Origin of the sequence: Pseudorhodoplanes sp. (assembly GCA_032027085.1) — a bacterium.
Taxonomy (GTDB): domain Bacteria; phylum Pseudomonadota; class Alphaproteobacteria; order Rhizobiales; family Xanthobacteraceae; genus Pseudorhodoplanes.
Window position 1 is genome coordinate 3,128,394 of record JAVSMS010000001.1, and the last position, 12,516, is coordinate 3,140,909.

Annotated in this window: 10 protein-coding genes; 7 read left to right on the forward strand and 3 right to left on the reverse strand. The window is 62.6% G+C overall.

Annotated features, from left to right (window positions below; genetic code table 11):
• Both RO009_15120 and RO009_15125 read right to left on the reverse strand, forming a co-directional pair.
• Positions 1-501 carry a hypothetical protein gene (locus RO009_15120; protein MDT3686365.1) on the reverse strand — a complete coding sequence of 167 codons (501 nt, stop codon included), beginning with the start codon at positions 499-501 and terminating at the stop codon, positions 1-3.
• 26 nt (positions 502-527) lie between these two features.
• Positions 528-1,520, reverse strand: a complete 993-nt coding sequence (locus RO009_15125) for a formylglycine-generating enzyme family protein (protein MDT3686366.1) — start codon at positions 1,518-1,520, stop codon at positions 528-530.
• Positions 1,521-1,890: 370 nt separating this feature from the next.
• Between RO009_15125 and RO009_15130 the strand changes: the two genes are divergently transcribed.
• The 7 genes from RO009_15130 (at position 1,891) to RO009_15160 (ending at position 11,084) form a co-directional block, all read left to right on the forward strand.
• Complete coding sequence (locus RO009_15130; GenBank protein ID MDT3686367.1) at positions 1,891-3,234, forward strand: DUF3300 domain-containing protein; 1,344 nt, start codon at positions 1,891-1,893, stop codon at positions 3,232-3,234.
• On the forward strand, positions 3,231-4,196 hold the full coding sequence (locus RO009_15135) for a DUF2950 domain-containing protein (GenBank protein MDT3686368.1): 966 nt from the start codon (positions 3,231-3,233) through the stop codon (positions 4,194-4,196). Before RO009_15130 ends, RO009_15135 begins: the two co-directional genes overlap by 4 nt.
• A 233-nt stretch (positions 4,197-4,429) precedes the next feature.
• Complete coding sequence (locus RO009_15140) at positions 4,430-5,680, forward strand: N-acetylmuramoyl-L-alanine amidase (protein ID MDT3686369.1); 1,251 nt, start codon at positions 4,430-4,432, stop codon at positions 5,678-5,680.
• Between the two features lie 160 nt (positions 5,681-5,840).
• Positions 5,841-8,327 (forward strand): penicillin-binding protein 1A, encoded by a 2,487-nt coding sequence (locus RO009_15145; GenBank protein ID MDT3686370.1) that lies wholly within the window; start codon positions 5,841-5,843, stop codon positions 8,325-8,327.
• 101 nt (positions 8,328-8,428) lie between these two features.
• A protein-coding gene (gene prfB, locus RO009_15150) for a peptide chain release factor 2 (GenBank protein MDT3686371.1) occupies positions 8,429-9,560 on the forward strand; the annotation gives its coding sequence in 2 pieces (ribosomal slippage) (positions 8,429-8,497 and positions 8,499-9,560; 1,131 coding nt in all).
• A 467-nt stretch (positions 9,561-10,027) separates the two neighbouring features.
• The gene (locus RO009_15155; protein MDT3686372.1) at positions 10,028-10,426 is read left to right on the forward strand and encodes a hypothetical protein; all 399 of its coding nucleotides are present in this window, start codon (positions 10,028-10,030) and stop codon (positions 10,424-10,426) included.
• A 217-nt stretch (positions 10,427-10,643) separates the two neighbouring features.
• Positions 10,644-11,084, forward strand: coding sequence for a cupredoxin family protein (locus RO009_15160; protein ID MDT3686373.1), 441 nt, complete (start codon positions 10,644-10,646; stop codon positions 11,082-11,084).
• Positions 11,085-11,122: 38 nt separating this feature from the next.
• Here the strand turns inward: RO009_15160 and RO009_15165 are convergent, their stop codons facing one another.
• Positions 11,123-12,514 carry a M23 family metallopeptidase gene (locus tag RO009_15165; GenBank protein MDT3686374.1) on the reverse strand — a complete coding sequence of 464 codons (1,392 nt, stop codon included), beginning with the start codon at positions 12,512-12,514 and terminating at the stop codon, positions 11,123-11,125.
• Between the last annotated feature and the right edge of the window lie 2 nt (positions 12,515-12,516).

Consider the following 12,516-nt stretch of genomic DNA (forward strand, 5'->3'; position numbering starts at 1 on the left):
TCAGCCCGTTGCCCTGCGCGCGAGCCACCAGCGCGCGAGCATTTCGACGATCCATCGGAAGATGAAATAGGGGATGACTGCGAGCAGGATCGCGATCACCGCCGCCTCCGCCGGATAGAACGCGTCGAGCTCCTTGAATTGGTAGATGACATCCATGCAGATGCCGAGCAGCAGCACGCGTGCAACCGACGTCAGCCCTTCACGCAGGCGGCCGGTTGGTTGTGTGTGATCGAACCACGCCGTCCAGAAGAAGGATTTGTGCCCTTGACGTGCGTCCCTGAGGCCATCGTGGACGGCGGCAAGCGCGGCCATGGTCGGCTGCAGGAAAAAGCGAAAGGTCATCGGCCCACCGAAGCGGGCGAAGATGTCGCCCCAGAAGCGCTGGTGCACATCGAGCGAGAAGCCGTGCATGGCGATGCCAGCGATGAGCAGAGCCGCCGTGAGGCCGACCACTCCCCATGTGAAATAGGAGGCTCTGGGAGAGGGAGTATCGGTGGTCATGCGGCCCGGCCTCCCTTTGCCTACGTCTATCCGCCGTTCCGCTGCCTGAGCACGCAACGGAAGCCGACATGGCTTGTGGATGTGTCCACCGGCTCCGCATGACGCGCGGCCGGTCGATAGCGGCGGCAGTAATTCGGCGCGCACAGGTGCGAGCCGCCTTTCAAAACCTTTCGTGGAATCCTGATCTGCGGCTGACAGGGGTCGTAGCTGTCTTCTTCACGTCCGCCGCGCGGGTTTTCCGGAATGCAGCAGGCCTTCTGCGCGTCGCCTTCATGCTTTGGCGTGTACCAGTCGCTCGTCCACTCCCAGACATTGCCGATCATGTCGTGGATCCCGTAGCCATTCGGCGGGAAGGCGGTGACGGGGGAAGTGCGCGCAAAGCCGTCGCTGCACAGATTCTCCTGCGGGAAGTTGCCCTGCCAGGTGTTGGCCATCTGCTGGCCGTCCGGCGTGAGTTCATCGCCCCAGGCGAACTCCGCCTCTTCCAGTCCGCCGCGTGCCGCGAATTCCCACTCGGCTTCCGTTGGCAGATCCTTGCCAGCCCAGCACGCATAGGCGAGGGCGTCGGAATAGGCGACATGCACGACGGGGTGATTGTCGAGGCCGTTGATGTTGCTCTTGGGTCCGTAGGGATGGCGCCAGTCGGCGCCCTTCAGGAAGGTCCACCACTGCGACCAGTCGCGCAGATCGACAGGATGCTTCGGCGGCGAGAATACCAGCGATCCTGCATACAGCATGTGCGGTAACGCCCCGGGATAGTCCTTCGCGTCCGGCACGATCTCGGCGACCGCGACGTGTCCCGTTGCGCGCACAAAATCTCTGAATTGCCGATTGGTGACAGGCGTGCGGTCGATGAAGAAAGGGTCAACACTGACATGATGAACCGGCGCCTCTTCTGGGTAATGCCGGTCCGAACCCATGCGAAACGTGCCGCCGGGCACAAGGATCATGTTGGAGCGAATGCCGCTCTCACCGTCCGCTCGTTCAACGTTACTGGACTCTGTATTCAGCAGGGTCATTGCAATTGACTTCGCACGCAACAGGACTTCGGCAGCAATAATAAGAATCGAGATGACAACAGGAAACGTCAGAGAAGGGTCGAATGGGTCAGTGTTCCTGACACAGATTTAAATCAAGTGCGGAATACTCACGCATCCGATTGAAGTGCCCACACAAAAAGCTATCATAATTTTTTCTGAACGCTAGCGTTCGCGTGCGATCATGACATCGCTTCCCTTTGTGTCGCGCGTTCACATTTGCGTGTGCGATCAAGTCATCCGCACGCGTAGTGCGTCCCGTATTGACTCGCTGCGGGTACTGACCACCAATTGCGCAACATGATCTGAAACGTCATCGATCACGCCAGCGTGCGCGTCCGGGGAGGGTGAGATGAAATCCATCGCCTCGTTTCTTGCCTCGTTTCTTGCCGCCGCAGTCATTTCAGCAATTTCCAGTTTTCCGGTCCTCGCCCAGAATACCTCCCAGAGCGGAAAGCCGCCGCTGAAGGCCGAGGAGCTTGACCAGTTGGTCTCGCCGATCGCGCTCTATCCGGACAATCTGCTGTCGCAGGTGCTGATCGCGTCGACCTATCCGCTGGAAGTCGTGCAGGCGGATCGCTGGGTGAAGGACAACAAGTCGCTCAAGGGCAGCGCACTGAAGGCGGCCGCCGACAAGCAGGGCTGGGACGACAGCATCAAGTCGCTCACCGCGGTGCCCGATGTGCTGACCATGATGTCCTCGCAGCTCGACTGGACGCAGAAGCTGGGCGATGCCGTTCTCGCACAGCAGCCGGACGTGATGGATGCGGTCCAGCGACTGCGGGCAAAGGCGGATGCGAACGACAAGCTCAAGACCACGCAGCAGCAGAAGGTTTCGAAGAGTTCTCAGGGCGGGAAACAGACGATCGTGATCGAGCCGACGGTGCCGGAGACGCTCTACGTTCCCTATTACGATCCCGGCGTCGTTTATGGGGCGTGGCCCTACGCCGAGTATCCGCCGTACTACTTCCCGGCGCCAGGCTATATCGCCAGCGGGGTGATCGCGACCGGCATTGCCTTCGCAACCGGCGTTGCGGTTGGCGCGTGGGCCGGGCGCGGAAACTGGTGGGGCGGCAGCTTCAACTGGGGCAACAACAACATCAACATCAACAACGATATCGACATCAACAAGCGCAACAACTGGGTTCACAATCCGGATCACCGTCACGGCGTGCGCTACAACAACGATGCGGTGCGCAACAAATTCGCCAAGGGCGATGGCGGCAACCGCGAGAACCGCATGGACTTCCGCGGCCGCGACGGCCAGCAGGTGCTGAAGCCGGACAGCCGCGATCTGAAGCCCGGAGATGCCAAGCCGGGCGCGCGCGATCGGCCGGACACGGGCAAGCGCCCCGGCGGCGGAGATCGGCCGGATGCCGGCAAGCGTCCCGGCGGTGGCCACAAGCAGGCCTCACGCCCCGGCGGAGACAAGGCCGGGCAGCACCGGCCGGATCGTGACCGGCCATCGTCACGCCCGAGCGGAAGTCGCGATGGGGCCATGTCGCATATCGATCGCGGCGCGCATGAGCGCGCCAGCGGCAATCGCGGTCGCGCCAGCGCAGGACACATGGCCGGCGGACCGCGCCCGGGCGGCGGCATTCAACGCGGCGGCGGCCCGCGTCCGGGCGGAGGCATTCACGCTGGCGGACGCCCCGGCGGCGGTGCCGCGCGCGGCGGCGGCGGACGCCGCCGGTGACACAGGACGCGGAGAGCGAGATGCAGACCTTCATCAAGAGTCACATGAGGCCGCTCGCCCTGTGCGCGATCATCGTGCTCACGCTTGTGGGCGGAATGGATATCGCCCAGGCCCAGCAGAAATTCGCATCGCCGGACGAGGCGGTGACCGCGCTGGTCGCGGCCGCGCGCGCCAACAATGACCGCGACGTGGTGCGCATTCTCGGAGACCGCGAGCTCGTTTTTTCCGGCGATCCGGTGGCGGATGGCCAGCGGCGGCAGGCGTTTCTGCTGGCCTATGACGCACGCCATCAGCTCAACAAGCAGGGGGACAGCAAGGCCGAACTCGTCATCGGGCCGAACGACTGGCCGTTCCCGATCCCTCTGGTGGAGAAGAACGGCTCATGGTGGTTCGATACGGCAAGCGGACGTGAGGAGGTTCTCTATCGCCGCATCGGACGCAACGAACTCGCCGCGATCCAGGTCGCGCTCGCCTATGTCGATGCGCAGAACGACTACGCATCCATGAATCCGACCGGCGGGAAAGTCGACAGTTACGCGCAGCGCTTCTTCAGCACGCCGGGAAAGAAAGATGGCCTGTACTGGCCGTCCGCCGCGAATGAACCGCGCAGCCCCCTCGGCGAGACCGTCGTGCTCGCCACCGCCGAAGGCTATCGTTTCGGCGAGGGGCAGATCCCGTATCACGGCTACTACTACAGGATATTGAAGTCACAGGGGCCGAACGCGCCGGGCGGCGCCGTGAACTATGTCGTCAACGGCAACATGATCGGCGGCTTCGCGCTCGTCGCCTATCCGGCCGAATACGGCAATTCCGGCGTGATGACGTTTCTCGTGAACAATGCCGGCGTCGTCTTCCAGAAGGATCTCGGGCCGAAAACGTCGCGGATTGCCTCGCGCATGACCGCCTTCAATCCTGATCACACTTGGCGGAAGGTCTCTGCCGAAGATCTGGCGGTGAGATGAAAGGCGCCGGCGGCTCTCAACGCTTGTTTGGTTCACGCCGCTACGTCAGATCTGTTGCTGGCAGACACCCCAGCATCCGTTGCAAGCTGGAGGGCGGAACGTACCGCGATTGCCCTACCGTCGGTTGCCCGTCTCCGTTCCGCCACACCTCTCCGGAAACACCTGCGGCCCAGTAAGTTCCTGTTAACCACCCCCCGGCCTAATAGAGTAATTGTAGAGTGGGAGGGCGACTCGTGGCCGGCCGCTGGGCTTGCTCCACTCTTTCCATTGCCGCTCTGGTTGCCGGTCTTGCCGGACCGGGGATGCTTGCCCGTGCCCAGGTTTTCGATTCCCTGCCGATCGCGACCGACGCCCGCCTGGCCGGCGACGACAAGGAAACGCGGCTCATCGTCGATCTGACCCGCAAGATGGATGTGCGGGCCTTCACGCTCTCCAATCCCTACCGCGTGGTCGTGGACCTGCCGCAGACCGTCTTCCAGTTGCCTTCGAAAGCCGGTGAGACCGGGCGGGGCCTGATCAAGGCCTTTCGCTACGGCCTGGTGATGGCCGGCGGCTCGCGCATCGTGGTCGATGTCACGAAGCCCGTGCGGTTGGACCGCCTCCATGTGCTGGAGGCGCGGGAAGGGCAGCCCGCCCGTCTGGTCCTCGACCTCGCTGCCACCGACCGCGAAAGCTTCATGCGCAACATGGTCCAGCAGGCCAGGGCCTTGCCGCTGAGCGATCCGCGCAAGACAGACGCGGCGATGCCCAGGCCGGCCGGCGATCCGCGCCCGCTTATCGTCATCGATCCCGGCCATGGCGGCCCCGACACCGGCGCCAAGGTCGCCGACGGCGAGATCATGGAAAAGCACATGGTGCTGGATTTCAGCATCACGCTGCGCGACCAGCTCGAGAAGAGCGGCAAATACCGGGTGGTGATGACCCGCACCGATGACACCTTCATTCCGCTGGCCGAGCGCGTGAAGATCGCGCGCCAGCGGCAGGCCTCACTCTTTATTTCCATCCATGCCGACTCGCTGCCGAAGGCCGAGGGCGACGCACAGGGGGCCACCATCTACACGCTATCCGACAAGCCGTCCGACAGCGACGCCGCCAAGCTCGCCGAAGAGGAAAACCGCTCGGACGTGGTGGCAGGCATCGACCTCTCGCGCGAGCCGGGTGACGTCGCCGATATCCTGATCGATCTCGCCCAGCGCGAGACCAAGGGCTATTCCCATCACTTTGCCCGCACCCTGGTGGGCGAGATGAAAACCGCCATGCGACTCCACAAGAAACCGCTGAAATCGGCGAGTTTTGTGGTGCTCAAGGCGCCGGACGTGCCGTCCGTGCTGGTGGAACTCGGCTATATGACCAACAAGCAGGACCTGAAACTGCTGGTGTCGGAGAACTGGCGCACCAAGGCGGCCGATAGCATGGTACAGGCCGTCGACGCTTTCTTCCGGACCCGGATCGCGGGGGCGGATGCAAGCGCAGCGCGGCGATGATGGGCGGTAAGGGGAGGCGGAAAAGCCTCAGTTTGACCATAAAATCACGCGACGAGGGAGGCTCCGGCGCGTGCGAGCGGCGAGTGGGCTTTTGCCGATAGAGACGATTCACAACGGGGTGCGGCGGGACTTTCAGCGTCCGCCGAAGCGGTCTTAACGTATGAAATTGATGCTCCGCTTTTTCGGGTTTCTGTTCGCCGCCGGAACCATTCTGTTCCTGGTCGGCATTGCCGGCGTCGCCGGCCTGATGTGGCATTTCTCCAAGGACCTGCCGGATTATTCCCAGTTGCAGGATTACGAGCCGCCGGTGATGACCCGGGTGCATGCGGGCGACGGGTCGCTGGTTGCCGAATATGCGCGCGAGCGGCGTCTGTATCTGCCGATCCAGGCGGTGCCGAAACTCGTGATCAATGCCTTCCTCTCGGCCGAGGACAAGAATTTCTACGAGCATGGCGGCCTCGATTTCAACGGCATTGCGCGGGCCGGTATCCTCTATCTGCAGAACCTCGGAAGCAGCCGCCGCCCGCAAGGCGCCTCCACGATCACCCAGCAGGTCGCAAAAAACTTCCTGCTGACGAACGAGTTGTCCTTCACGCGCAAGATCAAGGAAGCGCTGCTCGCGATGAAGATCGAGCGCACCTATACAAAGGACAAGATTCTCGAACTCTATCTGAACGAAATTTATCTGGGTTTTTCCGCCTACGGCGTCGCCGCCGCATCGCTTCTTTATTTCGACAAGTCGGTGCACGAACTGACAGTGCCGGAAGCGGCCTATCTCGCCGCGCTTCCGAAGGCTCCGACCTATCTGCATCCCTTCCGTCAGCGCGAGCGCGCGATCGAGCGGCGCAATTACGTGATCGACCGCATGATCGAGAACGGCTTGGTCAAGCCGGCCGACGGCGAAAAATTCAAGAAAGAGCCGCTCAACGTGACCGCGCGCCCGACCGGTGCGCATATCTTCGCCGCGGAATATTTCGCGGAGGAAGTGCGACGCGAAATCTACGAGCGTTATGGCGAGAAGAAACTTTATGAGGGCGGGCTCTCGGTACGCACCACGCTCGATCCGAAGATGCAGATCCTGGCGCGCCAGGTGCTGGTCGACGGGTTGCTCAAGTACGACGAGAAGCACGGCTATCGCGGGCCGGTGCAGAAGCTCGACATTTCCGGCGACTGGGGCGTCAAGCTCGCCGACGTGAAGGCGCTGAACGATATCGGCTGGAAACTCGCCGTCGTCCTGGAAACGTCCGACCAATCGGCGCGTATCGGTCTGCAGCCCGGGCGCGAGCCGGGCGGGGCGGTGGTGAAGGCGCGCCAGGTCGGATTGATCGGCATCGACGGTGTGAAATGGGCGAAAGCCGCGAGCGGTCCGACCCGCGGCAAGACGCCGACCAAGGTCAGCCAGGTGCTGGAGCCGGGCGATGTCATTTACGTCGATCCGCTCGTCGGGAAGGACGGCAAGGAAGTCGGCGAGAACCAATATCGCCTGCGGCAAGTCCCTGAAATATCCGGTGCCATCACCGTCATGGACCCGTATACCGGCCGCGTTCTGGCGATGGTCGGCGGCTTCTCGTTCGATCAGAGCCAATTCAACCGCGCGACGCAGGCGCTGCGGCAGCCGGGCTCCTCATTCAAGCCGTTTGTCTACGCCGCCGCTCTCGACAACGGTTATACGCCGTCAACGGTTGTCATGGATTCGCCGATCGAAATCGATCAGGGCCCCGGCCTTGGCGTGTGGCGGCCGGAAAACTATTCCGCCGGAAAATATTACGGGCCGCAAACCCTGCGCTTTGGCATCGAGCATTCGCGCAACGTGATGACGGTGCGGTTGGCGCAGGATGTCGGCATGCCGCTGATTGCGGAATATGCCAAGCGCTTCGGCGTCTATGACGATCTGCCGCCGTATCTCTCCTTCGCGCTCGGTGCCGGTGAAACGACGGTGCTGCGCATGACCGCGGCGTATTCAATGTTCGCCAATGGCGGTCGCCGCATCAAGCCGACGTTGATCGACCGCATCCAGGACCGTTACGGCCACACTATCTACAAGCACGACCAGCGCGAATGCCGCGGCTGCAATGCCGATCGCTGGGCAGACCAGCCGGAGCCGACCTTGGTCGACCGGCGCGAGCAGGTCATCGATCCGATGACCGCGTATCAGATCACGTCGATGATGGAAGGCGTGGTTCAGCGCGGCACCGCAACGGTGGTGCGTGAGGTGGGCAAGCCGGTGGCCGGCAAGACCGGCACCACCAACGACGAGAAGGACGTGTGGTTCATCGGCTTCTCGCCCGATCTCGCCGTTGGCGTCTATCTCGGCTACGACAAGCCCAAGCCGCTTGGACGCGGCTCCACGGGCGGCCATATGGCGGCGCCGATCGTGAAGGATTTTCTCAAAGTGGCGCTTGCCGACAAAGCCGCGGTGCCGTTCCGTGTGCCGGCCGGCATCAAGCTGATCCGCATCGATGCCAAGAGCGGCCTGCGTGCCGGTCCGGGATCCGAGCGGGTCATTCTCGAAGCCTTCAAGCCAGGTACCGCGCCGCCCGATTCGTCCTCCGTCATCGGCTACAGCGACGCCGATGGACGTTTCTTCGGTCCTGTCCCGGAAGAATCCGGCCGCGCCGTGCGCTCAGGGACCGGCGGGCTTTACTGACATAGCCGTTGCCATCGCAGGGGCGGCCCGCTACATCCGGGCGGCCTCGTTCCGTGGCTGCAGCGGTTGTCGCTGCACGCATCCTCAAGAATTCCGGTGTCATGCGCGCTGAAGTCGAAAACATTGTCGAAGAGATCAAGCGGTCAGTCGGGCTGCTGAGGAGGCATCTTTGACCTCGATACGGCAAATGTCCGGCTCGCGGAGCTGAATCAGCAGGCGGAAGACCCCGAGCTGTGGAATGATCCGCAGCGCGCCTCCAAGGTCATGCAGGAGCGCAACGCGCTCGAAGACCAGCTCAAATCCATCGGCCGCATCGAACAGGAACTGGACGATCTGGTCACGTTGATGGAGCTTGGCGAAGCCGAGAACGATCAGTCGACCATCGCCGAAGCTGAAGAGGGGCTGCGCAAGCTCAAGGCCGATGCCGCGCGCCGCGAGCTCGAGGCCCTGTTGTCGGGCGAGGCCGATCTGCTCGACACTTATCTTGAAGTCCATGCCGGTGCCGGCGGCACCGAGAGCCAGGATTGGGCCAGCATGCTCATGCGCATGTATACGCGCTGGGCCGAGCAGCACGGCTTCAAGGTCGAGTGGCTGGAAGAGACGGAGGGGGAAGAAGCAGGGATCAAGTCTGCGACGGTCATGATCAAAGGCCGCAATGCCTACGGGTGGTTGAAGACTGAAAGCGGCGTCCACCGGCTGGTGCGCATCTCGCCATTCGATTCGAATGCGCGCCGCCATACCTCGTTTGCGAGCGTTCAGGTCTATCCGGTGATCGACGATCGCATCCAGATCGACATCAACGAAGCCGATGTGCGCATCGACACGCTGCGTGCCTCAGGTGCCGGCGGCCAGCACGTCAACAAGACCGAATCCGCGATCCGGATGACGCATATTCCGACCAACATCGTGGTCTATTGCCAGAACGATCGCTCGCAGCACCGCAATCGCGCACAGGCCTGGGACATGCTGCGCGCCCGGCTCTATGAACGGGAACTGAAGAAGCGCGAGGAAAAGGCCGCCGCTGAACAGGCCGCCAAGACCGATATCGGCTGGGGCCATCAGATCAGGTCTTACGTCCTGCAGCCCTATCAGATGGTCAAGGATTTGCGCACCGGCGTGTCGACATCGAACACGGGCGGCGTGCTCGACGGCGATCTCGATCCCTTCATGGAAGCGGCACTTGCCCAACGCGCCTTTGGCGGCGGACCCGAGCAGGTCGAAGACGTGGACTGATACGTCGAAGACGTCGACTGATAGATCCCCGTCACCGCGCTTATTCTCTGACGACGATAGACATGCCGGGAGGGTCGAAGCGGGGCCTCGCCTCACTGATGCGGCCCCAGGCGACCGCTCCCGGAATGCCGTCCGCGGGTGTAGCCGCTACGTTGAGGCCCGAACGATTGCCGCAACGATTGTCGCGGCATCCTGCATCGGTGGTTCCATTCCAACCTCCGATTTTTCAAGCTACGCCGGTTTGCCGGCAACGCCGCTCCTTGGCAGGATCAGCACAAGAATCGTGTTGCCAGGGACCGGCAGTGTCAAGAGAGGACGTATTCACATCTGATGAATCTGTGGATCAAAGTGCTTATGAATCTGTGGATCAATGTGCGGGGGTATCGGACGCATCGGTTCCAAGGCGCAAAAATTGTTGCTGACGCTGTTGGAATGACGCCGCTATACTTTTTTCAGCGGGTTCCTTTATGCGAATTCTCACCCGGAAGATCGTAGTTTTTGCTGTTGCTGCGATGCTCGCTGTTGCGGGTGGTTTCACGCCGCGACATGCGCAAGCAGGACTGCATGCGCATGCAGCGCCGGTGATGACGGGCAAGACATACCATCATCAGGATGGGCAGACGGCGCATCATCATGGAGAGAAGGTGGAGCACGCGGCAGCTCAGGCGCCTTGCCACAATGACAATCAGGGCACCCAGCCGAATTCACCGCTCCACAATTGCTGCGTGACGTCCTGTTCAGTCGCGGCCTTTATTTTTGCCAGTGTCAGCTTCAATAAGCCGCTTCCGAACGCCGATTACGTTGCCTTTCCTCCAACCCAGCCGACGCGGGCACCGTTGACGTCTGCCGACCCACCGCCTCGCTAAGACGTCGCAGGGGAGGACTCTGTCCGCAGCAGCGCGCTGGCGGCATGCGGCGGCCTCTCCGGCCGTGCAACGTCGCGGGAGCGTATTCTCCGCGGCAAACACGCAAGTGGAACTCAACGTGGTCAAGCCTGGCGCCGGTAACGGCATGGGCGATCGCAAGACATTTTTGATAGGAGAGACATCGATGCGTTCAAACCTTGCAACGGGATTTGTTGTCATGGCGGCAGCTCTTTCTGCCGCGCCAGCCATTGCGGATTCAGGCCACAGCCATGCGGCCTTTTCAGCCGGCGAACCGGGAAATCCGAAGCGGCCCGCCCGTGTTGTGCAGGTCGCCATGGAAGAGGGCGACGGCAAAATGCTTTTCGTTCCCGACCGCGTCGAGGTGAAGCGTGGCGAACAGGTCAGGTTCGTTCTGCGCAACGACGGCGAGCTGGACCATGAATTCGTTCTGGCGACGGCGGAGGAAAATATCAAACATGCAGATCAGATGATGGAGAATCACGAAATGGCGCACACCGATCCGAATGCGCGAAGGCTGGCGCCGAAAAAATCCGACGAAATGGTGTGGCGTTTCACCAAAGCCGGCACATTTGAATTTGGCTGCCTGATTCCCGGCCACCGGGAGGCTGGCATGATCGGCACCATTGTCGTCAAGTAAGCAGATGCCAACCACAACTCGATGAAATGGCGGGGAATTCAGTACGCACCCAGCCTGATGCCTGCGCGCAGATATTTCTGCGGGTCGACCGGATCGCCATCCACGCGCGTCTCATAATGGAGATGCGGGCCGGTGGAGCGGCCGGTCGAACCGATGCGTCCGACGATCTGGCCGATGCGAACGGATTGGCCGGCCTTCACATCGATTGCTGACAGATGGGCGTATCGCGTGGTCAGGCCGTTGCCGTGATCGATCTCCACCATCTTGCCGTAACCACCGTTCGGACCGGCATGCGACACGGTGCCGGTCGCAGTCGCACGCACGGGGTCGCCGGTGTCGCCGCGCATGTCGAGACCGGTATGCATGGCGGGGCTTTTCAGAAACGGATCGGCGCGCATGCCGAATCCGGATGAGAAATCGATCTCGCCATCCACCGGCTTGCGCACCGGTACGGCCGTCAGAGTGCGATTGAGCCGGTCGACATGCCCGCGCGCGATGTTGATCCGGTAAAGCTGTCGCTCGAAGGCCTCCTTGGGCGCATTGGCCGGTACGAACGGCCCGCCTGTTCCCGACGCGGCGGCGGGCATCTTGCCGAGATTGATGCCGAGATCGGCGAGCACGCCGCGGATGCGGCGGGTGCGCGAGTCATAGGAGTCTTCGAGCGCGTTGAGGGCGGCCACCTGTTTCTGCTCGACACGGTCGAGCGCCTCCTGCATCCGCGCCAGCATGCCGTCCATGCCGCCGCGAGTCTTTGCCGCGGTGCGTGCATTCATCACCGGCGTCTGCCGCGATTCCAGGCGCGCTTCCCGGTCGGGCGGTGCGCGGAAGATCACGGTGTCATTGATCGGAGACGGCTTGAGCGGCGCCGCGCGGGTCGGGTCGGCGGTGCCGCGCGCGGGGTGCCGGATCGAGCCGGTCGGCGTCATATCGGGCAGGTTCGACAGCGCGGAGGCGCGTGATTCGAGCGTGGCCTGTTTGCGGGCGATTTGTTCGAGTTTCTGCTCGAATTGTTCCTGATCGAGCAATTGGCGGCTGGTGACTCGGTCAAGCTGGGCGCGCAATTCGGCGATGCGGTCCTCGTAGCCGTATTGCATCTCGGCCTGACGGGCGATCAGCCGTTTGAGGACGTCGTCGTGGAACGCGAAATAGGTGCCGGTCAGCAGGGTCCAGCCGGCCATGATGACCAGCGCACCGACGGCGATCCAGAAAGCGACTGGGCCGAGCCGCACCTGCCGGCCGGCATGCAGGAGGGTATAGTCGGCCGGATTGCGGCCGCGGCGAGGTGTTTGCGCGGTGGCCGGAGCGCGGTGCTGGGCATGTTTGGCAGGCGCGGCGGCATGGGCATGGTGGGCGGGGTATTCATAAGCCCACCCCTCGGGGTAATGGGACGCGTCACGGCGCGGGGGATGGGAACTGGACCGGTAGGACATCG